This window comes from Persephonella sp., assembly GCF_027023985.1.
Lineage (GTDB): Bacteria > Aquificota > Aquificia > Aquificales > Hydrogenothermaceae > Persephonella_A.
This window is the reverse complement of sequence record NZ_JALVTW010000033.1, coordinates 1-23,560: the sequence shown is the minus strand read 5'-3', so window position 1 is coordinate 23,560 and position 23,560 is coordinate 1. Positions and strand designations below refer to the sequence as shown.

At 34.8% G+C, this 23,560-nt stretch carries 39 protein-coding genes; 23 read left to right on the top strand and 16 right to left on the bottom strand.

What is annotated here, in order from left to right; genetic code table 11:
- The 16 genes from MVE07_RS08250 to MVE07_RS08175 all read right to left on the bottom strand — a co-directional run bounded on the left by MVE07_RS08250 (nt 1) and on the right by MVE07_RS08175 (nt 7,560).
- Nucleotides 1–291 carry an HU family DNA-binding protein gene (locus MVE07_RS08250; RefSeq protein WP_297456207.1) on the bottom strand — a complete coding sequence of 97 codons (291 nt, stop codon included), beginning with the start codon at nt 289–291 and terminating at the stop codon, nt 1–3.
- Between the two features lie 83 nt (nt 292–374).
- A complete protein-coding gene (locus tag MVE07_RS08245) occupies nt 375–554 on the bottom strand; it encodes a hypothetical protein (RefSeq protein ID WP_297456205.1) in 180 nt (59 codons plus the stop codon).
- Nucleotides 555–557: 3 nt separating this feature from the next.
- Nucleotides 558–1,190, bottom strand: a complete 633-nt coding sequence (locus tag MVE07_RS08240; RefSeq protein WP_297456203.1) for an ATP-binding protein — start codon at nt 1,188–1,190, stop codon at nt 558–560.
- 20 nt (nt 1,191–1,210) lie between these two features.
- Complete coding sequence (locus MVE07_RS08235) at nt 1,211–1,735, bottom strand: hypothetical protein (RefSeq protein ID WP_297456201.1); 525 nt, start codon at nt 1,733–1,735, stop codon at nt 1,211–1,213.
- Nucleotides 1,732–2,274, bottom strand: a complete 543-nt coding sequence (locus MVE07_RS08230; protein ID WP_297456199.1) for a hypothetical protein — start codon at nt 2,272–2,274, stop codon at nt 1,732–1,734. Before MVE07_RS08230 ends, MVE07_RS08235 begins: the two co-directional genes overlap by 4 nt.
- The gene (locus MVE07_RS08225; RefSeq protein ID WP_297456197.1) at nt 2,271–2,963 is read right to left on the bottom strand and encodes an AAA family ATPase; all 693 of its coding nucleotides are present in this window, start codon (nt 2,961–2,963) and stop codon (nt 2,271–2,273) included. Before MVE07_RS08225 ends, MVE07_RS08230 begins: the two co-directional genes overlap by 4 nt.
- 1 nt (nt 2,964) lies before the next feature.
- Nucleotides 2,965–4,416, bottom strand: a complete 1,452-nt coding sequence (locus tag MVE07_RS08220) for a helix-turn-helix domain-containing protein (protein ID WP_297456195.1) — start codon at nt 4,414–4,416, stop codon at nt 2,965–2,967.
- Between the two features lie 2 nt (nt 4,417–4,418).
- Nucleotides 4,419–5,378, bottom strand: a complete 960-nt coding sequence (locus MVE07_RS08215; RefSeq protein ID WP_297456193.1) for a helix-turn-helix domain-containing protein — start codon at nt 5,376–5,378, stop codon at nt 4,419–4,421.
- Complete coding sequence (locus tag MVE07_RS08210) at nt 5,375–5,602, bottom strand: hypothetical protein (protein WP_297456191.1); 228 nt, start codon at nt 5,600–5,602, stop codon at nt 5,375–5,377. The genes MVE07_RS08215 and MVE07_RS08210 overlap by 4 nt, the downstream gene beginning before the upstream one ends.
- On the bottom strand, nt 5,580–5,735 hold the full coding sequence (locus MVE07_RS08205; protein WP_297456189.1) for a hypothetical protein: 156 nt from the start codon (nt 5,733–5,735) through the stop codon (nt 5,580–5,582). Before MVE07_RS08205 ends, MVE07_RS08210 begins: the two co-directional genes overlap by 23 nt.
- A 1-nt stretch (nt 5,736) precedes the next feature.
- Entirely contained in the window at nt 5,737–6,081 is a 345-nt protein-coding gene (locus MVE07_RS08200) for a hypothetical protein (protein WP_297456188.1), read from the bottom strand.
- Between the two features lies 1 nt (nt 6,082).
- Nucleotides 6,083–6,550 (bottom strand): hypothetical protein, encoded by a 468-nt coding sequence (locus tag MVE07_RS08195; protein WP_297456186.1) that lies wholly within the window; start codon nt 6,548–6,550, stop codon nt 6,083–6,085.
- Nucleotides 6,551–6,665: 115 nt separating this feature from the next.
- Nucleotides 6,666–6,941, bottom strand: coding sequence for a hypothetical protein (locus MVE07_RS08190; protein ID WP_297456184.1), 276 nt, complete (start codon nt 6,939–6,941; stop codon nt 6,666–6,668).
- The gene (locus MVE07_RS08185; protein ID WP_297456182.1) at nt 6,938–7,186 is read right to left on the bottom strand and encodes a hypothetical protein; all 249 of its coding nucleotides are present in this window, start codon (nt 7,184–7,186) and stop codon (nt 6,938–6,940) included. The genes MVE07_RS08190 and MVE07_RS08185 overlap by 4 nt, the downstream gene beginning before the upstream one ends.
- A 1-nt stretch (nt 7,187) precedes the next feature.
- Nucleotides 7,188–7,391 carry a hypothetical protein gene (locus tag MVE07_RS08180; RefSeq protein ID WP_297456180.1) on the bottom strand — a complete coding sequence of 68 codons (204 nt, stop codon included), beginning with the start codon at nt 7,389–7,391 and terminating at the stop codon, nt 7,188–7,190.
- On the bottom strand, nt 7,375–7,560 hold the full coding sequence (locus tag MVE07_RS08175) for a helix-turn-helix domain-containing protein (protein WP_297456178.1): 186 nt from the start codon (nt 7,558–7,560) through the stop codon (nt 7,375–7,377). Before MVE07_RS08175 ends, MVE07_RS08180 begins: the two co-directional genes overlap by 17 nt.
- A gap of 140 nt (nt 7,561–7,700) precedes the next feature.
- Here MVE07_RS08175 and MVE07_RS08170 point away from each other — a divergent pair, with 140 nt between their 5' ends.
- The 23 genes from MVE07_RS08170 (at nt 7,701) to MVE07_RS08060 (ending at nt 23,440) form a co-directional block, all read left to right on the top strand.
- Nucleotides 7,701–8,363, top strand: a complete 663-nt coding sequence (locus MVE07_RS08170; protein WP_297456176.1) for a S24 family peptidase — start codon at nt 7,701–7,703, stop codon at nt 8,361–8,363.
- A 29-nt stretch (nt 8,364–8,392) separates the two neighbouring features.
- Nucleotides 8,393–9,028 (top strand): hypothetical protein, encoded by a 636-nt coding sequence (locus tag MVE07_RS08165; RefSeq protein WP_297456172.1) that lies wholly within the window; start codon nt 8,393–8,395, stop codon nt 9,026–9,028.
- A gap of 23 nt (nt 9,029–9,051) precedes the next feature.
- Nucleotides 9,052–10,080 carry a hypothetical protein gene (locus MVE07_RS08160; RefSeq protein ID WP_297456170.1) on the top strand — a complete coding sequence of 343 codons (1,029 nt, stop codon included), beginning with the start codon at nt 9,052–9,054 and terminating at the stop codon, nt 10,078–10,080.
- Between the two features lie 15 nt (nt 10,081–10,095).
- Nucleotides 10,096–10,674 carry a hypothetical protein gene (locus tag MVE07_RS08155; RefSeq protein WP_297456168.1) on the top strand — a complete coding sequence of 193 codons (579 nt, stop codon included), beginning with the start codon at nt 10,096–10,098 and terminating at the stop codon, nt 10,672–10,674.
- Nucleotides 10,667–11,290, top strand: a complete 624-nt coding sequence (locus MVE07_RS08150) for a hypothetical protein (RefSeq protein ID WP_297456166.1) — start codon at nt 10,667–10,669, stop codon at nt 11,288–11,290. The genes MVE07_RS08155 and MVE07_RS08150 overlap by 8 nt, the downstream gene beginning before the upstream one ends.
- 51 nt (nt 11,291–11,341) lie before the next feature.
- On the top strand, nt 11,342–12,019 hold the full coding sequence (locus MVE07_RS08145; protein ID WP_008289314.1) for a hypothetical protein: 678 nt from the start codon (nt 11,342–11,344) through the stop codon (nt 12,017–12,019).
- Between the two features lie 9 nt (nt 12,020–12,028).
- Nucleotides 12,029–12,448, top strand: a complete 420-nt coding sequence (locus MVE07_RS08140; RefSeq protein ID WP_297456164.1) for a hypothetical protein — start codon at nt 12,029–12,031, stop codon at nt 12,446–12,448.
- A 3-nt stretch (nt 12,449–12,451) separates the two neighbouring features.
- Nucleotides 12,452–13,615, top strand: a complete 1,164-nt coding sequence (locus MVE07_RS08135) for a baseplate J/gp47 family protein (protein WP_297456162.1) — start codon at nt 12,452–12,454, stop codon at nt 13,613–13,615.
- A 3-nt stretch (nt 13,616–13,618) separates the two neighbouring features.
- Nucleotides 13,619–14,257, top strand: a complete 639-nt coding sequence (locus tag MVE07_RS08130; protein WP_297456160.1) for a hypothetical protein — start codon at nt 13,619–13,621, stop codon at nt 14,255–14,257.
- 84 nt (nt 14,258–14,341) lie between these two features.
- Nucleotides 14,342–14,623 (top strand): Holliday junction DNA helicase, encoded by a 282-nt coding sequence (locus MVE07_RS08125; protein ID WP_008288934.1) that lies wholly within the window; start codon nt 14,342–14,344, stop codon nt 14,621–14,623.
- Complete coding sequence (locus MVE07_RS08120) at nt 14,605–14,898, top strand: hypothetical protein (protein WP_008288933.1); 294 nt, start codon at nt 14,605–14,607, stop codon at nt 14,896–14,898. The genes MVE07_RS08125 and MVE07_RS08120 overlap by 19 nt, the downstream gene beginning before the upstream one ends.
- Nucleotides 14,882–15,175 (top strand): hypothetical protein, encoded by a 294-nt coding sequence (locus MVE07_RS08115; protein ID WP_008288932.1) that lies wholly within the window; start codon nt 14,882–14,884, stop codon nt 15,173–15,175. Before MVE07_RS08120 ends, MVE07_RS08115 begins: the two co-directional genes overlap by 17 nt.
- A 2-nt stretch (nt 15,176–15,177) precedes the next feature.
- Nucleotides 15,178–15,690 carry a hypothetical protein gene (locus MVE07_RS08110; protein ID WP_297456155.1) on the top strand — a complete coding sequence of 171 codons (513 nt, stop codon included), beginning with the start codon at nt 15,178–15,180 and terminating at the stop codon, nt 15,688–15,690.
- A complete protein-coding gene (gene terL, locus MVE07_RS08105) occupies nt 15,680–17,224 on the top strand; it encodes a phage terminase large subunit (RefSeq protein WP_297456153.1) in 1,545 nt (514 codons plus the stop codon). The genes MVE07_RS08110 and terL overlap by 11 nt, the downstream gene beginning before the upstream one ends.
- Nucleotides 17,225–17,309: 85 nt before the next feature.
- Nucleotides 17,310–17,669 carry a hypothetical protein gene (locus tag MVE07_RS08100; protein WP_008289701.1) on the top strand — a complete coding sequence of 120 codons (360 nt, stop codon included), beginning with the start codon at nt 17,310–17,312 and terminating at the stop codon, nt 17,667–17,669.
- Nucleotides 17,670–17,763: 94 nt separating this feature from the next.
- Complete coding sequence (locus MVE07_RS08095) at nt 17,764–18,216, top strand: hypothetical protein (protein ID WP_297456151.1); 453 nt, start codon at nt 17,764–17,766, stop codon at nt 18,214–18,216.
- Nucleotides 18,213–18,512: a hypothetical protein gene (locus tag MVE07_RS08090; RefSeq protein WP_297456149.1), complete on the top strand. Its 300-nt coding sequence runs from the start codon at nt 18,213–18,215 to the stop codon at nt 18,510–18,512. The genes MVE07_RS08095 and MVE07_RS08090 overlap by 4 nt, the downstream gene beginning before the upstream one ends.
- Nucleotides 18,512–19,717, top strand: coding sequence for a DUF2586 family protein (locus tag MVE07_RS08085; RefSeq protein ID WP_297456147.1), 1,206 nt, complete (start codon nt 18,512–18,514; stop codon nt 19,715–19,717). The genes MVE07_RS08090 and MVE07_RS08085 overlap by 1 nt, the downstream gene beginning before the upstream one ends.
- Before the next feature lie 5 nt (nt 19,718–19,722).
- On the top strand, nt 19,723–20,175 hold the full coding sequence (locus tag MVE07_RS08080) for a hypothetical protein (RefSeq protein ID WP_297456145.1): 453 nt from the start codon (nt 19,723–19,725) through the stop codon (nt 20,173–20,175).
- Nucleotides 20,175–20,843 (top strand): phage tail protein, encoded by a 669-nt coding sequence (locus tag MVE07_RS08075; RefSeq protein WP_297456143.1) that lies wholly within the window; start codon nt 20,175–20,177, stop codon nt 20,841–20,843. Before MVE07_RS08080 ends, MVE07_RS08075 begins: the two co-directional genes overlap by 1 nt.
- A gap of 10 nt (nt 20,844–20,853) precedes the next feature.
- Nucleotides 20,854–22,437 (top strand): phage tail protein, encoded by a 1,584-nt coding sequence (locus tag MVE07_RS08070; protein WP_297456141.1) that lies wholly within the window; start codon nt 20,854–20,856, stop codon nt 22,435–22,437.
- An 11-nt stretch (nt 22,438–22,448) separates the two neighbouring features.
- The gene (locus MVE07_RS08065) at nt 22,449–22,964 is read left to right on the top strand and encodes a hypothetical protein (protein WP_297456139.1); all 516 of its coding nucleotides are present in this window, start codon (nt 22,449–22,451) and stop codon (nt 22,962–22,964) included.
- Nucleotides 22,965–22,966: 2 nt separating this feature from the next.
- Nucleotides 22,967–23,440: a M15 family metallopeptidase gene (locus tag MVE07_RS08060; RefSeq protein WP_297456137.1), complete on the top strand. Its 474-nt coding sequence runs from the start codon at nt 22,967–22,969 to the stop codon at nt 23,438–23,440.
- The last annotated feature ends 120 nt before the right edge of the window (nt 23,441–23,560 follow it).

Here is a 23,560-nt window from a genome sequence, read left to right as displayed (position 1 = left end):
TTAATCCTCCTTAAACGTATTTGATTCAATTTCGTGTTTTAAGGCTAAAGCCGGGGCAAATGCAGGAATTCTCCTAAATGGCAGCTGCTTTGTTTTTTCGTGATAAGTCCTTACTTTACGGGGTTTCCGTGTTTTTATATAAAACACTCCAAACATAGGAATTTGCAGCCGCTCTCCTTTTCTCAGGGCAGACTTAATGGTTTGAAATACTTCCTCTACAACACGGTCCGCTGTTTCATAAGGGACCTGAGCGTTTTTTGAAACCTGCACCTTTAACTCTTTGTAAGTCATGGCTTACCTCCTCCTTTTTCTTTCTTCATAAAGAAGCCAAATACCCAGCAGGACACACATTGAAAGAATCAGATTTTCCACAATTAATCACCTCCTTTTTTAAATACTTTTTCAAAAGCATACTCAAAGGCTTTTTCTTTGTTTTTGTAGATAAACAGATTGTCAATAAATTCCATCTTCAGCAGAAAGAACTCTTTTTCCGTATAATCAGATTTGCCCTTTTCTGCTAATTTCTTTTTGAGATAAAAGTCTTTGCTTTTCATGGTTTATCTCCTTTTTACTCTCAGGTCTTTATCCTTGATTTGTTTGATTTCGCACATTTCAAGCAATCTTGAGATGACTGGTTCTTCTGAAATAAAATTTGCAAGGTCTTTAAAACTGGCATTTGTGGTAACAAATAACAACTTGTCTGTGTTGTATGCGTGGTAAATTATTTCTGTAGCAAACTTTCTTTCCCATTCGTTCAGGTTTGGATTGAAATCGTCTACAAGATAGCAGTCGGCTTGTTCGTATATTTTTCTTATCTCGTTTATGTCAAAATTTTGTAAAGATACATATAATGGAGAGTTGATTTTGTATTCCTGAAGCAGTTTTGCTATTTTGTATATACAGGCAAATGTTTTCCCTATTCCTGCATTTCCTGACAGAACTACCGGTTTTTGGCTCTTGAGGGTTTCCTCAAGGGCTTTTGTTTTTCTTTTTTCTTTCTGAAATATTGCTTTTATGTATTTCTTTGGAAAGTTTCCATTCAACAGTCTTTCTTCTACCTGCCCTTGAGGTAGAGGCTTTAAAACTTTTTCTATTCCTTCTTGTTTTGCTACCCAGTAGTATGTTTCATCTTCAAAGTATAAATGCTTACCGTTTACTTTTTTGATTGCTTCTTCTGCACTTTTTGCCATAAACATTTTAAAGCCTCCTTTTAATATGGAATGTCTTCAATGTCATCTAAATCATTTGAAATGCTTAAATCTGACTCTTCTTCTTCCTGCTCAATGGCTTTCAGGTAATAGTCCAATCCTCTCTCGTTTTCCGGGGATGTCCATTTTTTCTTTTGGGTTTTTTGGGATTTCTTTATTGCAGGAAGTAAAGCTCTGAACTGTGTTATCCCTTTGGAGCCTTTTCTCTGTGTCTCTTTGAATTTTTCATAATCTGCTTTTAACTGTTCTATGGATTCGTTGTTTTGCTGGTAGATTTTTACAAGTTCCTTTAAGTGTTTTCCGATGATTGCCTGATATTTCACACTCATAAGCTTTTCTGGTGGTTCATTGTTCCATAGGTTCAGATACCAGCCCATGAGGTGTCTTATGTCAACTTTGTCTTTCTGTTTGTCTTCAAGGTATATCTGCAGTCCTTTTATGAGTTTGTCCAGTTTTGCTTTTGCTTCTTTGCCCGACTTAGCATTTCTTATCTCTATAAGTCTTTTAAGGATTGTTTCGTGTCTCATAACGCAACCCCTCTTAATCTTCTTCTGATGATTTTCAATCTTTCTTTGATAGCTTCTTCAGTTCTGCCGAGTTCTTTGGAGAGCTGTTGTGCTTTTTGTCTGTTAAATCTGTAATTGTCAGGTTTGAAAACCTCTATTAGTCTTTGCTCTTCCCATTCCTGCCAGGTCTGGAATTTTCTACTTTTCTTTCCACGATGTCTTTTAGCCCTGTGATACAGCTTGTAGTATTCTTTTTTGCATGCCTGTGAACAGAAAATCTGTTTTTCTTCAAATGGAACAAAGTCTTTGTTGCAGACTGCACATTTTCTTTTTTCTATGTATTTCTCCCAGTCTGGAGCGTAATCTTTTAGGGCAAATATCCCCTCTGCTACTGCTGTTATGGTTGCTTTATAGAGCTGTTGTTTTATGAAGTCTTTTACTTTATTTCTTAAAAATGCTTTTCCCAGATACCTGTATTTTGTTCCTTCAAGGTCTTTCACTATGTCTTTAGGTGTAAAAACTTTTCTTTTGACCATGAAAGACCAGATTGTGTTTTTCATATTGATACCTCTACTGCTTTTATTAATTTTTTGATTTCTTTTTCTGACAATTGTTCAAGCTTCATTCCTTTTGCGTAGTATAGAAGCCTGTCAATTTCTATTGTTGTCCAGTTTCTCTGCTTTGCTATTTTTAGAAGGTTTTCATCTGTTCTTATTTTGTAGTGGTCTGCAAGCTGTCTAACTGTTTTTTCTGATATTGGAGCAAGGGATTTTCTGATTATTACTCTTTTGTTTAATGCTGGATATTTTCCCATGTGTTTTAAAAGGTCAAGGTCTCCAAGAAGTGCAAACCTGATTGGAAACTCTTCAAATACGTCTTTTATTTCTCCCATTAAGGTTCTTTTTGACAAGAGCCTTTGAGCTTCGTCTAAAATTACTATCGGGCTTTGTCCTGTTGCTTCAAGGTATGTTGATAAAAATTCAAGTGTTTCTTGATAGCTTCTGGAGATTGCAGAGCCTAATACTCTTGCAAGTTCTCTTGTAAACTTTGAAGGTGTGTCAAGTGTTTGTGATACTTTCATGTAAAAAACGTCGTGATACTGTTTTGAAAGCATTTTTGCTGCTTCTGTTTTTCCTACTCCGTAGTTTGCAGACACTACTGCAAGCCCTTGCTTGTTGTCTTTTATTGTTTTCCTGAGCATTAATACAACTTTTTCAAGCTCTTCAAAAGCGTGTGTTTTCACTTGCATTTCAATCTTCCTCCATTAAAAGTTTTTCTAATATGTTTTCTTCTTCTGGTTCTTGATGTTCTTCTTCATTGATAAGGTTTTCTTGAAGCTGTTCGTATAGTGGTTCTGTGGATATTTCTACCTTGTGAGGATCCTCCTGGACTGCTTCTACTTCAAGCATTGTTTTTTCTGCTTCAAGTTTTTGAACTCTTTTCTGAACTCTTTTTTGTTTTTGAACTGCTTGTTTTTGCGATACTGCGTCAAGGTGTATTGGCTGGCTTATAAGTTTGGCAACTCCCAAGTATTCTCCTGTTTCGTGAGAATAAACGAAAAGATTTGTGATATTTTCAATGTCTCTCAAACATACAACTGCAAGATTTTCTCTTTTTCTTCCAAGGTCTGTTTCTACTTTGTGGTGAATGAATTCGTATATTAAGTTGTCTATCTGTATCTGGTTGTTGCTAACTTTTCTTTCAAATTTTTCGGCGAATGCCATTCTGATGGTTTCTTCATCCACCTGTTTTGTTCCAAGTCCGTATGAGCTGACCAACTCCAGTGGTGAAAATGCTCCCTGTATGTGTTTAAAGTTATGAGATTCTTTGTTGAAGTGTTCAATTGATAGATGCCATAAATCTTCCATACTTCCCTCAAAACCGGTTGCTCTGATGGTTCTGGCAGTGAGTTTCAGATTCTTGAAAAATCCCTCTATAATTTTTGATGATGGTTTTCCGGATTTTGTGTTCCGGTAATTAATGTTCAGATGTTTTAAAGCATTTATGATGTAATCGTTTTTGATAATCTTATCATTGTCAGATTTTATGGCTTTTGGAACTCCATACTGGATAAAAAGTGTCATCAGGTAGTAAGCAACATCAAGAGAATTAAAGGCTTTGTTGTAGTGCTTTGCGTTTTTCTCTTTGTTTTCAACAATCATTGCCGGGAATACATAACCGGTGAAGGTATCAATAACCTGCATGATTGAGTAATTTTTCCCATTCCACTGATAGCCAGTCGCATCTATCTCCCACAGACCAACTTCTCTTTTTACGGTTCCTCTGGACTGGACAAATTTTGCCATCTCTTTTTTGAGTCTTCTTTGTTTTTCAAGGTTTTCTTGAGAGCCAAATTCTCTTATGATGAAGTAGTCTAAAAATTCATAAAATGCTTTCTTGCCAAGCTTGATATTATCTGCAAGGAGATTAATCCTGATATGCTCGTATATCTGGGAATAAGACAAAACTCTGCTAATTCCCTTTTCTTCTGTGCGGAAGGTTAATAGGGTTCTAAGCTTGTTTTTTGTGGACTCTGACATAGATTTGTAAATCTGGAGGTTTTTCTCTCCTCTTTTTCTCTCTTTTCCTACATCCCCGCTTACAATTCTGTGAACTGTTGATTTGCTTATTCCTGTAATTTTTGCTATCTGTCTTATTGAAAAGCCTTGGGTATAGAGCTGGAGGATTTTGTTCTTATCCATTTTTAGTTTCCTCTTTTTTGGTTGTATATAAACAGAGCTCTTCTATCTTTGTAAATGGTTAATCCTTTGTGCTTTCTCTCTTTGTAAGCGAAGTAGATCTCTTCTAAAACTTCTAAAGCTTTTTCTTCTCCAAAATGAAACTCTATTTCTATAACTGCATCCCAGATTGCGTTTTTATCTCTTTCAAGTATGTGATTTGGGTGTAAGAGTTTCTTTTCTTCTTTTGAAGATTCTTTTTTGGGTTTTGCTTTTGGTTCCTCGGCTACTTGCTCCTCTTCTGTTTCCTCTTCTTCGTTCCAGTCGTCCCAGCTTCCGTCGTATTCTTCTACTTCCTCTTCATAAGAGGGTTCTTCTTGGGTGGGTTGATATTCCGTTTTGAAATCTTTCAAAGTGGAATAATTTCTTAACCATTTAGAAATAGTTCCTTGTTCGACCCCTAATTCTTTTGCAATTTCCCCTTGTGTATAACCTTCCCTGTAAAGCTCTAAAGCCTTTTGTTTCAGTTTTTCTTTTTCAAGTTTTTCTTCTTCTTTCAAATCTCCTATCCAGTTGTAAACAGTTCTCAGTGATACTTTGAAAAGCCTTGCTATACTCTCAGGTTTTCTACCCTTTATGTATAGCCTTCTTGCATCTTCCCTTTTGTCCTCTCTGGAGAGTGGTAAACCGTGTTTGAGGTTTTCTCTGATAGCCCATTCCATAAATGCAACTTCATCTTCAATGCCCTGAATTATTTCAGCTTCTATATACTCTTTTCCAAGTTTTCTGTAAGCTGATATCCTGTGAACTCCATCTATTACCTGATAGGTCCCGTCTAACTTTTCCCAAACTTTTATAGGTGGGAACTCTGCCCCATTTTCCATAGCTTCTGCGTATTCTTCTACTTTTTCCTCATTTACTCCAAAAATTCTTGGGAGTAGCCCTTGAGGAATTATGATTTTGTTTATAGGTAGTTTTACTATCATCTGCTTAACCCTCCTTGGAGTGTATTTGTCCAACCTGTCCTAAATAGTTGGAATGGTTTGAAGTATGGTTTTGATATGGAACTTGGATTATTGTTTGGGGCTTTGATATATATGTTTTTAGAAATAGTAAGAATTACCGCAAAATTTAATGTGCAAAGAGCTTTATTCAAAGATAAATCCTCTAATTTTTTCTTCTGGTTTTTATGCCTCATTATCTTCACCATTGTTTGTATTCTCCTGTTTATGGTGTTCCTGTTTATTTATGAGCATTTCCAACTGGAGCAATTTCATGTAAATAACGAATGCAGAAGTAATAATTAGCGAACCTATTATGCTAAATGCAAAAACTTCAAACATTTTAATTCTCCTCTTTGTTTTTCTTTAATTTTTGAAATTCAGAAAAGATTTCTAAATACCAGAGATAGCTAAGAGGAACTACTACCATCAAAAACCCAGTGAAAATCAAAAATCCTGCCACCTCGGGCATATGCAAAAATGCAATGGCTATACCTGTTATTAATATCAATTCCCCCGCTGTAATAGTATTTTCTATAGCAGTAAGTTTGCGATTTGGTTTCCCTCTCAGTCCAAAGATATCCTGGATGGTGTAAATTAGCTTTGTTATTCTGAAAGCCAGATGACCAAAAATAAGAATTGAAAAAGAAAGTAACATGAAAAATAGAGCTGTTAATTTTTCTTCCATCTCAATATTCCTCCCTGAGACTTATTACTTTTTGTCTGACAATTGCTCTTTTTTCATTGAGAACTGCAAGGGCTTCATCAATTTCGTTTAAGAGCTGAAGTAGTTCTTCTTTTGTTATCCTTCCATCTTCCATGATGTTTACTTCTGTTAGGGGAACATCGTTGAGCTCCTTCATTAGCCTGGAGAGTTTTACATCTTCAGAAGGATTTTCTTGTTTTACTGGAACATAGCCGTATCTTCTGAGTAGTTCTTGTAGAACCTGTTGGAATAGTTCTGGTGTTTCGTCTTTGAGAATGTCTAAAATGTCAACAGCTTTTGAAAGAGGATCTCTGCGGTAGTATGGATTGTCTGCATCTTGAGCCCAGCTGTAAACAGTCTTGTGAGAAATGCCAGCTCTTACCTGAAAAATCAGAGGATTTACCCTTTTGATGAACCTTTTGTAAACCCATCCAAAGTTAGCGTGTGCCATTACTTGTTACCTCCTTTTGATTTATCTTTGCATCTAAAAGCTTTGATTAAATCTTCTGCGTTCAAAGCTAAAATCAGAATTGCAAGACCTATAAGAAAAAAGCCTGCTTCCATTTTTATTTGTCCTCAGATTTTTCTTTGGAATTTTCCACAGGCTCCAGAAGGTAAGGAAAAAGCGAACCTCTCGGAACTTCTAAAAAATCTTCTATCTGTTTTGCTATTCTCTTTGAGCGTGCATCTTTGTAGAGCATTTGATACAGGAAGTTTTCGTGAATTCCAAGCACATTACGGGCAAAATCTTTGAGTGAGTATCCTCTTTTGAGTAGTTCCCCTTTAACGAAATTCACTTTTCCGTATTTTTTTATCTGCTTTTGTATATCAATGGTTTTCACCTTGAGCCTCCTTGGAGTGTATTTGTCCAACCTGTCCTAAAGAAAGGAAAGGTTTTGGAGTATGGTTTTTGTATGGAAGTTAAGTTAGTTTTTTTAGTGCTTAAAGTGAGCAAAGAATTTCTTTTGAATAACTCTGGCATCATTATTGGTTTTGTATGTTTGCTTTTTTCTGCAGTTTTTGCTTTAATTGCTGTTTCTGCCGAAAAGAGAGGCTTAAAAGAAACTTCCAAAGCTACTTTAGACATCTCACAGCTCCTTATTATCGTTGCCATTTTGTTTTTTATTTTTGCTTGAGCAGATTTTTGCTATTGCCAAATAGCTGAAAATAAATCCAGCAGTGATAGCTATTCCTAAAGCTATTTCAAGAGTCCTATTTTTTTCTATCGAAAGCGACAATACTAAAATCGATATAGCAAGTGAGTAAATTAAGAATTTAATTGCCTTTTCCATCTTCTACTCCCTTTTTGGAACTATCCTTTTTGATTGCTCTGAATACAGAAGTTTTTGAAAGTTGCAAAATATTTGATATTTGTCTGATAGTGAAACCTGCTTGGTAGAGCTCTAAAATTACCTTGTCTTTACTTCTTTTTTCCTGTTTAATATTACCTGTGGTTGACATTTATTTAGCCTCCGTTTATGTGGTTGTAAATAAGTATATATTCACAATGTGAATATGTCAACACTTTTTGTGTGCCTTTGTGTGGATAATATTCCAAATTGAAAATTTGCAAAATGGAATAATGATTGAAACAAAAAGAAATGAATAATATAGGACAAAGGATAAAAGAGCTTAGAAAGATGTTAGGTTTATCTCAGAAGGAATTTGCCGAAAAGATAGGAAAGAGTTTTAGGGCTATTCAAGAATATGAAGCAGGAAGGAGAACCCCCGACGAAAGCACCTTGAAACTCATTGCAAAAGAATTTAACGTCAACGAGGAGTGGCTTAAAAAAGGGGTAGGGGAGATGTTCACGGAAGCTCCAGCGGTAGCAAAAGGAAATTACCTACAAGTTTCTTATTATGATATATATGCCTCAGCCGGAGAAGGAATAGAAGCTGTTGAATCAGAACCAAAGCCAATTCAAATAGACAAACTTTTTGCACAGGCTATACTTGGCATATCTTCTGGAAATGGACTTTTTATGATACAAGCTTACGGAGATTCTATGTATCCGACTATAAAACCGGGAGATTACCTGGTAGGAAGGTTCTGGGAATTTGAACCGTTCTTGCTGGAAGGTTCTGTGTATGTGTTCCGTATAGAAAACGAATTATTTGTAAAAAGATTCAAAAGAGATAGAAAAGGCAATAAGCTTATTTTCAAATCAGACAACCCGGAATATAACGATATTGAAATAACAGAAGACCAGCAGTCAGAAATAAAAATCATAGGCAGGATACTGGTAAATTTAAGCAAATTGTAAATAAGGCTTAAAACATAGAGGGGAAGAAAATGGAGATTTTACAGGGACTATTAAGCACTTTATTTTTTATATCTCTGGGGTATCTTACTTATGCTTTTATCAAGAAAAAACCAAAAAAAGTTCCTGTTTTCATTTCCATAGGATTATTTATTGCTTTGTTTATAGTTGATGCTTTAACTCCAGAAAAAAAAGAAGAACCGAAAGTTGCTATAGAAAAAACTAAGCAAATAAAGAACAAGAAATTTGAGGAAGTTCTACAGATTTTACAACAACATCCTTATATGGTATCCGCTGAGAAAGTAAATATTAAAACTTTTGATAATAATTTTAAAGTAATAGAGATACATTTCTTTGAGAAAGCAACATTCATGGACTATGCATTAGGCTTCAAAAATCTAACTCAAGAAATTTCAAAGGTTTCCAATCAACCTAATTGGTTTTATATAGATGTTTATAATGGAGACAAGTTTATTTTCAGACTGCAGTATTTCCCACATCAAGTTTTGGGAGTATATAAACAGAATACAAATGGAAGAGTTATACATGCAATTATTATGAATAATCTTCAAGTAGTAAAAAAGAACAAGAATTTAGAAAGCTGGTTTATAGAACAATGCAGAACTTATAAAGGATATTTAGATCCGTTTTGTGGGAAGGTTATTTAATTTAAAATCTATGGGGGATAAAAATGATGGAATCATTTAAAGCTCAGGTTGAGGACTTTAATTCATTTGAGAAAGAAGAAAAAATAAAAATTCTAGAGAAACTTACAAAAGCTATATTGGTTTCCATATTAGAAGATAGATTGAAAAACTTGGGAAGAAAATACAAATTGAAAGAACTATTAAGGAATAAAAAGTTGGATATTATCGATGAGATATTAAAAATAGATGAAAATTTTTCTGAAGAAGAGTTTTTATCAATCGTAGAAATTCTTTCTGGATCATCTCTTGGATTTAGTTCATATTTAGCAACTGGTGAAGATTTCGATAATAAAAGCAAACTTGAAGCTGGCTTCCATGAAAAGTTTAAATTAAAAGATGAACTTTCTGAACTTGAGGAAAATGCGTATTATAGAAAAGAAGTAAGATTTAAACCTATAATTGATGCACATAATGTTCCAAGAATAGAAAAAGATGAACAAATCGTGCACGGTATAAAATTGAATAGAGGAAACGCAGACCAAGATTTCTTTTTAATAATTACTACCAAAAAGACTTTTGCTCAAAATTTTATTGATATGCACATTAAGAATAAAACAAGTATTAATCCATCATATAAACAAAATCTTGTATCAGACAAAACAGCTTTTTTTATAACTCTTCTAAATGAATTTTCTGTTGAACGTATTAATAGAATAGACGTTGAAAACGAGAGAGGTCACATAAAAAATGCTATTTTCAAAGGAGATCCTTGGGAAGATCCGACGCTCTGGGAATTTATAATGGAAAGAGGAGCTTCTATAACAGGAGTTAGATTTGAATCAAGATTTTCCTTGGGTTCTAACTATAAGCGTACAACAAAGATTAATATAGAATTTCACGATGGCATGTTGAAAATAGGTATTCCAGATACTAAATTAAAACCGTCAGAGTTGGCAACTATATATAAAAAATCATACACATTGATAATAAAAGCTATCAATAATGATAGTGATGAAGTAAATGCAAGGATAGGGGAAATAATAAAAGAGAATTATTCAAATTTTAAAGATTAAAGGTGGTGATTGATTATGGTCACCGTAGATTTTTTGTATTTTGAAATTTATGACCTAAGAAAATTGAGCAATAACGAAAGAGAATTATTGATATCCAATTTGGAAGAAAAGCAGTTATACTCTGAAGAAATTTTTTCTGTTTCTTATGTTTCACCAAAATACAATTTTTTGACTATTTCTTTTAATGATTTTGTGGCATTAGATAAATTGCTTTCATCATTTAAATTTTCTCAAAAAGGTTTAAGAAGGTTTAAATTAGATTTACAGATTATAGATTTTTTCTTTGAAAAAGATTTAATAGATAGAATTGCATATCTAGAAATTAGAGACTTAACCGATAAGATTAACTTTTTCGTTGAAGAGATAGAAAGAGAATATTTACATAAAGTTTTAAAGAGTTATATAAAATATCCGGATGAGTTCCCACATAATATCGTTAGCTTAGCACTGAGAATAAAAATAGAAAATGAAATACATATACTATATTATGAAGGCGAAACATTTAGATTCAGTAATGTAGAAAACAAAAAAGAAGAAATCATAAAATTAATATCTGAAAATATTGATACTTTTTTAGAAATCAAAGATGATTGATATTGATAAGTTAAGAGAAAATATTATTAACTTTTTTTATAAAAATCTTGCCTATATCTTTCTATTTGTAATAGGTTTGCCAGTTATTTTATTTTTTAATGGTAGTGTTAAAAATGTAATTTTTACATTTATAAATAACAATAGAAAGTATTTTGAATTTTTGTCTCTATATTTGTTGACTTTTAATTTCTTGTTGTTATTATACATAATGTATATTATTAGAAATAAGTTATTTTCATCCGATTCTTCATTAAATGTCAAAACTTTAAATCGACATCCTAAAAAGGAGAATACAAGGAATGGATATGTATTAATATTCGAATCACCACTATTGATTTTTTGTGAAAACTTAAAAAAAGATGATCAGTTAGAACTACATTTTGATAGTAGATTTGAAGTTGTCATAACAAATGAAATAAACCTCCCATACGAATCTAATAGAGAAAATAATAAGCTTGTTATAAAAATAAAAGAAACAAAGCAATCAATACTTATAACTATTCCTCGCATTAGGATAGATGAGGCAGATTATGAAAAAAGCAATAAGGAAGTTGAAGTAATACTATTAAGAGGGAAAAAACAAATAGATCGAAAGAAAGTCACTTTATTTAGTTAACTTGTCCAACCTGTCCTAATCCTCTACCCTCCCCTAATATATCTTTTTCTTATGATTGAAAAACAGATTGAAGAAATTAAAAGCTTAATAGAGAAGACAGTATCTATTCCTACTCCGCCAGTATTAGGAAAGGTAGAAAAAGTTTATGAAGTGGCAGGTAAATCTGATTTTCTGAACTGCCTGTATTCAGCTGATGTAAGACTAATAGAACTTACAGAGGGTGGAGACTTTAAAGATTCAGAGCTTGTTATTCCAGATGTTCCAATTCTTGGGATAGGGTTTGGAAATAACAGGGGAATATTTTTCCTTCCTGAAAAAGGAGCAATAGTAAAAGTGTCATTCCTGTATGGATGTCTGTCCTATCCAGTCATAGATGGAATTCTTCCTTTCAGAAAATCTATTCCACAACATGGGAAGGATAACCTTCAGATAAACGTTCCAAAAGATGAGATAAAACAGGTTGGCAACAACAAAACGGAAAATGTTTCAAACCTGTGGTCAGGGTCATATAAAAAAGTAGAGCTAACAGCACCTTCGGGATTTTTTCTAACCGGAGATGTGCAGATAACCGGAAATCTCCTAACAACAGGAAACATCACATCCAATGGGCAAATAGCAGATTTGGGAGGAACAAAAGGAACACTATCTCAGCTAAGGGATACATACAATTCTCATACTCATCCGGGAGATAGCGGAGGAACAACAGGAACACCAAACCAAACTATATAGAGGGCGAAAATGGATTTTGGAACAGATATCTACTGCATTAATGGAGATTTTCAGGTTTTGCCGACAGGAGATATAACAACTGTAAACGATAAATATTGCCTCATTCAGGATATTATTAATAGACTCAAAACAGTAAAAGGTTCACACTTCAGGCATCCAGATTACGGAATAGACCTTTATAAATATCTTAAGGCTCAGTGGTCAGAGGAGGTAGAACTTGAAATACTGACACTTATTGAAACAGAACTTGAAAAGGATCCAAGGATTTTGGAAGCAACAGCTGTCAGAGAGTATATAGATATGAGAACATTTGTAATAAAAGTAATAGTTGAAACAGTAGAGTATGACACGCCTATCAATTTGATTATTGATTTGGATAGAGATAGTCAGGACATATACATAAAAGTTTCAAAAACAATAGAGGGATAAAAAATGGACTATAAACAGACTTTAGACAGTTTACTGGATTATCCGACATTTGAACAACTACTACAAGAATCTATTGCTTTATCAAGACAGAAAAACCCTAAAATAACAAACTACAATGTTGGTGGAGCTTACAGAACACTCCTTGAGGTTAATTCAGAAGCCATAAAACAGTTGTACGACCTTGTGAAAGAACACATCGTTCCAAATATGTTTGTGATGACTGCCAAGGGAAAATGGCTTGATACCCATGCAGCTACATTTGGAATAACAAGAAAACCAGCAAAAAAAGCAAAAGGATATCTTCTTTTCAGAAGAACAGATATATCAGGAAATGTACTTATCCCAAAAGGAACTATAGTAAAAACTGCTCCCAATATCTTTGGAGAAGAGCTTAAGTTTATAACCATTGAGGAAAAAGTGCTAATAGATGGACAGGCAGAAACTTCTGTCCAAATAGAAGCTGAAGAACCTGGAGCAAAATACAATGTGGGAGAGGGAATGATAAATACCCTGACAACATATATATCTGGTATTGATGAGATATATAATCCAGCTGACTGGCTCATTGAAGAAGGAACAGATGAAGAATCAGACGAAAGTCTTAGAAATAGAATTCTTCTCGTATGGGCTACAAAGTCTATCTTTACAGATGATTATTATAGATTTCACACTTTATCTGTTGATGGTGTAGTTGACTGCTATATTGATAACCAGCATCCAAGAGGACAGGGAACAGCTGATATATACATAGTTTCTTCTTCTGGAATGCCGACGGCAGATTTAATTTCGCAGGTTCAGGCTGTTATAGATGATATAAAAACTCCAGCTGCAGATATACAGGTAAAAAGTCCAACAGAAAAGCCTGTGGATTTAGATATAACGATAACATCTTATTCTGATTATCCAGATAAAGCATTAATTCAAGCTGAAGCAGAAAGAAGAATACATGCTCTCTTTGTGTATAATCCAGACTACAAAGATATAATTTTTGACTATGAAAGCAGGAGATTTACCATAGGAAAAAGCGTTGTTCTTTCCACTATTTACTATGTTCTCATGGAAATAGAAGGAGTAGAAAAAGCAAACATAAACAATCCGACATCTGACATAACGGTAAACCCTAATGAACTTCCAACTCTTCAAAGCTTAACACTGCAGGTGGTATAGCAAATGGAAAACAAAGTAGTAAAACTGATTGATGAAGACGGTAATGAGATAATTCTTCCGGTAGATAATACCGGAGTTGAGGTTTACAAAAATATAAAATATGAAGACAACACAGGGGAAGGAAACAGCTCTTTAACGAGAATTTATCAGGGTTATGAACCGGCATACATAGACATAACTTTCTCCCTTGCAGATGAAGAAGATATTTCAGCATTTGACAAGGTTAAACAAATTGAGAAAGCTTTTAAGAGACTAAAAAATGGAAGACCTGTCGTCTGGACAATCATAGATAAACACTGCAGAGCAAGAGGTATCCAGAAAGTTCAGTTTTATAATTTTAGGTCTATGGAAGTTGATACCGGAATTGAAGCTACAGTTCAACTAATTGAAACAAAACTTCCTGAAGAAAAGAAAGAGAAAAAAACTTCCGCAGATACAACTGCAAGCACAACAGGTTTTTCCAAAAAAAACACCAGCAAAACAAAAACATGTACAGCCCAGTCAACAGACGAATACTGCAGAAAGCTGCTGGTCAAGTATGAAAAGGAAAGAATGGAAGGCAAAACAATCCTTGCCTTTGAAGACTGGGCAAAGCAAAAGCCTCTGCCGCCTTCAGCAGATACAGATACAACAACAGTATAAATCCTTTATTTGTCCAACCTGTCCTAACACTACACACTGGTGTGTTTTATCTTTTAATCAAAATTAAACTTAATAGGTCAAATAATGAAAGCAAAAGCAAAAGGCTCAAGAGTAGAAAGAGAAGTTAAAAAAATTTTTGAAGAGGCTGGATTTGAAACTGTTCGTTCAGCAGGTTCTTTTGGGAAAGCAGATTTACAAGTCAAAGGAATAGGTTCTATTCAAGTAAAAGCACGAAAGCAGTTTTCGGTTTTAAATCTATTTGATGGAGCAGACAAATTAGTTATCAAAGCTAATAGACAAGAACCATACATAGTATTACCCCTGAAGAGATATCTGGAGGAAATCAAATGTCAGAATGGCAAGTAGCAATTAGTATTGGACAGCTGATTGGGACAGTTGGAGCATTAGTTTGGTTTACACGAAGTTTGAAAGCCGACCTTTCCAAATTACAGGATAATCACAACAAAAGACTGGAGGATCTCCAGGAAAAACATTACAAGCTGAGAGAAGAGATAGCAGACAAATATCTGAAAAGAGATGAATGGCTTGCATATCACAATAAAACAGAAGCAAAAATGGAAAGGGAATTTGAAGAAATTAAAAAACTTATTATGGAGATAAGAAATGGAAAAAGTGGATAAGCAGATAAACGCTTTAATCTTGAAATTTTTAGACAAAATGGGGAATGAAGGATTAACTATTGCATTTATTGAGGGGCTTCTTTATGACTGGCATTTATTTCCAGACAGACATCATTTGATGAACGTAAACATAAGATACCTTGTCAACAAGCACTATATAGAACCAAAAAGCAATCATCCAATACTTGATGATGCGATGAAATTCAGGATTACACCTAAAGGAAAAGCACTACTTAAAAAAGAATTTATAGATGCAAACATTGATCTGGAGATTTAATTATGCCGAGAAAACACAATTTTGATAAGCAGCCGCACTTAAAAAAGGAAGTTGCAAAAATGTATGCAGAAGGTAAAACAATAGCTGAAATAGAACAGGAGCTGAAAATAAAATTTCCTAATGCTCAGGCTTCAAGAACATCAATCCATAGATTTATACAGAGAGTAAAACCACTACTGGAACTAAAACAAGCTGGCTTGCTTTCAGATGAAGATTTTGACCTTATGACCCAGTCCCAAAATATTGCACTGCTTACAAATGGCTTGCTTATGGAGCTATTTGCAGAATGGCAGGAAAAAGGAGAAATAGAAGAAAAAAAGATTGACAAGCTTTTATCTCTTATAAATGCTTCAGCAAATCTTTCCCGTTCAACTGCTTACGTTGAAAAAACAAAAACACAGCTAATACAACACACAGAAAAGATGTTTGAAAAAATCACAAAAGTATTAATTGAAGTGGTAGAAGATAAACAGCTTCGGGAAAAAATAATAAACAGGCTTCAAGATGAGTTATAAAAAAGAAGGTATAAAAAGAGCTTTAAAAAAAGTAAAAGAGCAATCCCAACAGCAGGATCCTGAAAAACAAGCAAGGATAGAAAAAGCAAAAAATGATTTCTGGTTTTTTTGTTCTTACTATTTACCTCACTATTTCAGCAGTGAGCCTGCAGAGTATCACAAAATATTAGTTGAGATAATAAACACAGAAAAAATAGACAGCCACCAGGTTAACCAGCTCAAAAAATACATTAAACCCAAATATCACAACCTTTTAAAGCCGGTTCACAAACTTGAAGGATTGGTTGATGTAGAGCCAAGGGAACACGCAAAATCAACCAGAATGAGCCTTGCTTACCCATTATGGCGGGTTCTGACCGGCAAATCCAAGTTTATCCTTCTTATGTCAGCATCTCAAGAAATGGCAAACCTGTTTTTAGAAAACATAAAAGCAGAGCTTGAGGAAAATGAAAAGCTGATAAACGACTTTGGAGAACAGCAAGGGGATAAATGGAAATCAGACTTTATAACCCTTAAAAACGGCTCTGCTATAGCCTCAAAAGGTGCAGGAGCTTCAATGAGAGGTATTAGATACAGACAGCACAGACCGGATTTGGTCATAGCAGACGATATTATGAAGGACGATTTAGCAAACTCACCGGCACAGAGGGAAAAGCTTTATAGATGGTTTAAAAGAGTAGTAATGGCACTTGGTAAAAATGCTTTTGTGGTTGTGGTAAATACAATATTTCATTCAGATGACCTGCCCTCAAGGCTTTTAAAAGAAATAGAAGAAGAAAAACTCAAAAACTGGTTAGGTTTAAGATTTTCTGCAATACTTGAAGATGGAACGCCGCTTTGGAAAGAAATGTGGTCTATTGAAGATTTAGAAAAAAAGAAAAGAGCTTTAGGTTCTGTTCATTTCTCAACAGAGTATCTAAATGAACCCCTATCAGAAGAAGACATGATATTCAAACTTTCCTGGATTGAATATTACCAGCCGATTGAGATACACAGCAAAAGGCTTGACATCATAATGGGAATAGACCCAGCAACAGGAAAGAAAACAGGAGACTATTCAGCCATAGTAACAGTGGCCAAAGACTTTGACACAGGCATTTATTATGTTTTAGATGCCTATGGAGAGAAAATATCGGACTTAAAATTTGCCAACAAAATAATTGAGAAGTACCTGATATATAAACCAAGGAAAATAATTTTTGAATCACAAGTTTTTCAAGAACTATATAAAAACACAATAATGAGAGAAGCTTCTAAGCAAGGAATTCATTTACCTATAAAACCTATAAAATCTACAATCCAGAAAGAAGTAAGAATACAAAAATTAAGCCCACTTATAGAAAATGGGCTAATCAAATTCAAAGAAAATCAAAAGTTATTGATAGATCAACTTGTAGAGTTTCCGAAAGGATCCCATGATGACCTTCCGGATGCACTTGAAATGGCTATCAGTGGATTTGAAAAGTCTTCAGGAGAAGTAAAAATAGTAGATTCTACTCCATGGAGCTCACAAAAGCTGGAAATTCAGTACTAATGCTCAACCACATAAATTCCAAAACAACTTGATACACCATCAATAAATAATGTAGATTCACAAAAAACATAACCTGAGGGCTAAAATGGGAATAAAAATTCCTGCAAAAGAAGGAAATTTAATCCAGGAAGAAATTTTAAGTCTCATAAGAAAAAAGCAAGAATTAAATGAAGAATTAGCAAAAATAAACAGAAAGCTAAAGGAAAAACTGAACCTCCAGAGACAGGTAATTATAGATTATGAAAGCTGGGTTAAACAAAAAAGCATAGAAAAGTTCGGTGAAGTTAAAGCGTCATATTCTATTAGAGAAGTTTCAAAAATAACCGGTATATCCCGTTCAACTATCCATCATAGGATAATGGAAGGTCAAATACTAACACTGGAAGACAAAAACAAAAGAATTCCATTTGAAGAAGTGGTCAAACTTGTAAGCCTTTACTACTAATCTTCTACCTGTCCAACCTGTCCTAACTTTTGCCCTTTTCACATTCTATCTTTTTTACATGATTAAAATGCCAGGCAGCCAAGAGATTTTAAATATGTTAGTAGCTGACTTTTCGCAGATTATTAATACGACAAAAGCCCATAAAGGATATGGGCAACATTCCACCATTCCATTGCTGGTAGTTGAGTTTGCAGGTCAAAGCATCAAAAGAAACAGAAAAAGATGGAAAACTACTGAAACAGATACAGGAATAACAATCAGATATAAAATTGATGATTTTATCTACACATTTGAACTTAATGCTCAGATTCCTGAAAGCCAGATTAATCTTTTAGACCAGATTGTTTCTTTGATTTTAAACAATCCATATAAAACAGATTCAAATGGAGAGCAGCTGGAACTATCCATAACCCCATTTGAATTCCAGGAAGAAACGGACAAACAAGGAATAAACAAATATAGGGCTATCTTAACAGTAAAAGGTATATCAGTTTTAGACAAAGAATATCCCAAAATATCAGTTAATACGGAGGTTACATTCTCATGAAAGCAAAAGAGATAGCAGAAAAACTTTTAATTAAGAAAGCAAAAATCAAACATGGAGAAAAAGAAAGAGAAATCGTTCTAAAAAACAGAATGCACATTTTTGAAGGTATGAAAGTAGCTTTCAATATCAAAGATGATGATGAAATCTCAGAAAATCGTTTCAAAGAAATGATGGATGCTTTTTTAAAAAGCAAAAGCCATGAAATTCCTGATTTGTCAAAAAAACCCCAAGAAGAAGTGGGTGAAAATATCGCCACTGGGGCATTAGTAACTAAAAAGAAAGGAGGCAATAAATAATGATTAGAGTAGAAGGACAAAAGTCAGCATTACCCGATGTTGATGTTCTATTTTATGATGGTGCGTTAGGACGAATACCGGCTACCGGAGATGGAATAGCAATAGCAGTCGGTATCAAGGATACTTCAGGAACTGCAACAGCAAATCAGGTTTATAGACTGTTCCTGCCTAATGATTATGAGAAAGCTATTGAGCTGTTTGGTGGTGCTTTTGCAGATAAACTGCTTGATGCCGTTTCAAATGGACAGGGAATAGTATATGCAATATCTGCAGCTTCTAACACTTCTGCAGATATACTTACTGCAATAGAAACAGCAGTAGAACAATCTCTTGTAAATGGAGACGCCCTTTTTGAATACATAGCGGTTTTAACACCAGTAGATAAAACTCTTGCAACATCAATAGAGTCTTATCTTTCTTCCCTTGTATCAAGACACATATATGTCTGGGCAATTGTGGAAGCAAGAGATAAAAATCCGGATACCACGGTTGAGCCTGATTTCGATACATATGTAACTAATCTAATCAATGAATGGTCTGGATTTACAGCTTTAAGAACTTTTGTTGTTGCCGCTTATGCAACATTTACAAACATAAAAGGAAATCAGGGACACAGGAATGGTCTTGGTTCTATAATGGGACTTATTTCAAGAGCTAAAGTTTCTCAGGACATTGGGGAAGTTGGAGCATTTCCTATTAAAAATCTTGTTTCGCTTCCAGACGGTCTTACATATTCCCATATATACACACTTGACCAGGCAGGATTCATAACTATAAGAACCTATGATGGATATGCAGGATACTACGTTACAAACCCTGTTGCAATGAACGACCCAACTTCTGATTACCACTTTATGTATGCAAGAAGGGCAGCTGATAAGGCTGCAAAACTATCCAGAAAAGCAGTAATGAAGTACCTGAAAGGTGAGATACTTCCACCAAACAACCAGGATCCTTCAAATCCTGTGAAACCTACAAAGTCACCTACAGTTCAGGAACTGAAGGCAAAAATAGAACATGCGTTAAAAGTTGGAATGTATGACAGAAAAGAACTATACGGGTACAGGGTATATATACCGGAAGGTCAGGATATCTGGGCATCAAGAGAACTAAATGTGTACACAAAATCAATTCCAACTCCGCACATGGACTGGATTGAAATACATCAATCCTTTGAAAATCCACTTCTTGAAATAGGAGGTTAATAAAAATGGCTAATGTATTAATCAATGGAAAAGAGTACGACTGGAGCTCTGTTGAAATAGGGATAGACGATGCACCTCAAATACTAAAAGACCACATAGTAGCAATTGATTATGAAGATAAAGAGAACATAAAAGCAAGATACGGCAGAGGAAACATTCCTATCGGCTGGACAAAAGGTAAATGGGAAGGTTCAGGAAAAATTACCCTTACAAGAACCGGATTTAACATATTAATGGAATGGGTCAGGTCTCAAGGTAAACAGAGAGTTTCCCAGATAGCCCCTTTCCCTATAACCATTTCTTATCTTGATGATGAGTTTAATGTGGCAGTTACCGATAAACTACCGTCTGTGAAAATGGACAATCCAAAAACAAAAGCAGCAGAAGGTGATGAAAAAGTTGATGTAGAAATTACACTTGTTCTTTTACAACCAATTGAATGGGGTAGCATCGCATAATGATTGCAGACTGGCTTTGGGAGATTTCTCCTGCAAGCTTTAAAACAGGAAATAAAGAAAAAATAGAAAGAGATGTTTATAAACTTTATCAGTCCTGGGAAGTAAATATTGAAAACTTTAGGCAACATGCATTTAAGGTAAGAAGGCAGAAATTTCCTCAATTTGCAAATTCAAATGCTTTATACCTGCTTGGTAAAGAAAGAGGCTTTAGCAAATTCAAATCTGAAACAGAAGAAGAATTTAGAAACAGAGTTATAAACACGATACCGTGGTATAAGAAAGCAGGAACGGTAAAAGGAATTAAAGAAATTTTAGCTTTATATGGCTTTGAAAATGTAAAAATAACACCTGTTTTACAAACAGATCCAAATAGATGGGCAGAGTTCAGGGTAGAAGCAGATGTAAGGAATGGAATATCTGAGGAAAAATTTTCACTAATTTCAGAGCTTCTACCAAAAATCAAACCTACACATGAGGTTTTAGAAAAACTGATTATCTACCTCACCTCAGACTTCAAACAAAACAGAGCGACAGCTGCTCTTTCTGGACACGACATGACAGTTTATCCATATCAGGTTAAAGAAATTCAAACCAATTTTGGGGATTATAGGGCTATTGGATATCAAGCAGTTCACACAACAACAATTTACCCTCATCAAGCAGCATAGGAGGCTATAAATGGCTACAAATGAGAATTACTATACGATACTAACTTCATACGGAAAACAAGCACTTGCAAACGCACAGGCAAGCGGAACAGCTGTCAACATTACAGAGTTTGCAGTAGGAGACGGAAATGGCAGTTATTACGCACCGAACGAAACTCAAACAGCTCTCGAAAATGAAGTTTACAGGGCACAGATAAACAGAATAACTACTGACTCAGACAATCCAAACTGGATAATCGTAGAAGGAATTATTCCTGCAGACCAGGGAGGTTTCACAATCAGAGAAATAGGAATATTTGATGATAGCGGGAATTTGATAGCTATTGGAAACTATCCAGAGACATATAAACCAGTTCTTTCTCAAGGTGCTGGAAATGATATGTATATACGCTTTATTATGGAGGTTGAGAATGTAGATTCAGTTCAACTCAAAATAGACCCAGCGATAGTGCTTGCAAGCAGAAAATATGTAAATGATGAGATAACTGCTCACAATTCAGACCAGACCTCACACAACATACCAGGGCAGATTTCCACAGCAATAAACAATCACAATACAAATACATCTGCTCATGCAGATATAAGAGATAGCGTAAATTTTGCGAAGCTGAACGGGATAAATTTCAAGAATCTCATAATCAATGGCGATTTCACAATATGGCAGAGGGGGACTTCTTTCAATACAGGAAATTCACAGTATTGTGCAGATAGGTTTCTTGATTGGTCTGCATCACCTGTCGGCATACTGGGGAAGCTGATAGAAAAAAGAACTTATACAGGGTCTGAGTTTTCTGGGAACATTTATCATCATGAAATCACTCAAGTTGATACAAATGTAGCAAATAGAATAACAGGTATCGCTCAAAGGGTTGAGATTACAAAAGACAATTATCACTTGTTTGATAAAAAACAATATACAGTTTCTTGCTGGGTAAAAACAAACAAATCAATTGTTCAGCTATATGTAACAGCGAAAGACCAAAATCAGCATCTAATACTTTATAGACAAGACTTTAATGTTTCTCCTAATGTTTGGACAAAACTTGAGTGGACATACACACTTGATTTGACCGTAGCAGGAATTGATACTTTGACTCTTGAATTTGTAGAACTCTTTGGAATCAAAGTGGGAAATGATGGTTCTACTATACAAGACACTACTGTCGATGTAGGAGATTTCATTGAGCTTGCGTATGTCCAAGTTGAAGAATCTGATACAGGAACTGATTTTGAGTATGTTCCATATGATGTGCAATTATTGAGGTGTATGAGATATTATTTTTCTTCTATGTATCCACATTATGACCCGTCAAATCCAGCTGGTGCTTTTACTTCCCATGCAATGTCTGGATACGATTTCTACGATAGATATGTTCATTTCCCTACAACAATGAGAACAATACCGACAATCACGGTATATTCTCGTGGTAGTGGTGTTCAGGGACAGATTACTGATATTGATGCAAATGCGACAATATCTGGATTGCTAATAGGTATAGAAACAAATGAACGTCAAATTTACTGGTATGCGGATAACGTTCTTACACAAGGACATTTATATTCTTGGCACTTCACAGCCGACGCAGAATTGTAAGGAGGTTTGAAATGTATCAAGATAAAGGACAAACAATACTAAATCTCAAAGAAAATAAAGCGATACCCAAAGACCCTGCAAACAGAGATTTTCAAGAGTTTCAAAAATGGCTCACAGAAGGAAATAAACCAATTCCTGAATATGTCCCAAACGATTGTATCAACATGGAAACATTTGAGGTTGATGAAAATTGCGTTTTTCAAAAAATCAAAGAGCAGAAAAGGAAAGAGATACTGCAGTTTGAAAAACAAAGGTTTCAAAAGATTTGCGACGAATACGATTACAACGATCTCGCTGATATCCAGTTCTGTGCACAAAAAGAAAAGAGTGGTGAAGAAGAGGGGACAGAAGCTCAAGACTTGGAGAACTGGTGGTATGCATATGACAGTCTGATTTGGGATTGGATAAACAACGATTTACAGGTGATTGCGACACTTGACAAACTCCTTTCACTTGATATGAAAGCAATTGAACAACAAATATTTGACCAGTCTATACAAACAGCACCATTACCAAGCGGGGAGTAGCCATGGCAAGTAGAAGAATAGAAGACCTGCATCCAATTACTCAGCAAAAAGCAAGAGAATTTTTGGAACTTGCAAAAAAGAATGGCATAGAAGTTCTTATTTATTGCACTTACAGAAGCCCCGAAGAACAAGGGATACTATACAAACAGGGCAGATTAAGAGAATTTGGAATTACTGTTTCTGAACTAAATGAAGAAAGGAAAAAACTCGGATTGTATCCTCTATCAGAAAAAGAAGCAAACCGGATAGTGACAAATGCAAGAGGCTGGCAAAGTTATCACCAATATGGGGTAGCCTTTGACTGTGTCCCTTTGAGCGGCGGAAAGCCTGACTGGAGCAACAAAGAAGCCTATAAAGCACTTGGACAAATAGCAAAAGAAATAGGCTTAGAATGGGGTGGAAACTGGAAACACTTCAAAGAGTTTCCACATTTCCAAGATAGCGAAACTTATCAACATATAGTGAAAAGGAGATAATCATGAAAACTTTTACATTCTTTTTGCTTGGGCTGGCAATTGCCGCCCAGGCACAACAAGTTTTTGAAACACATATATACAAAAACAATTTCCCGAAAACGAAGCTTGAGATGTGTAGAG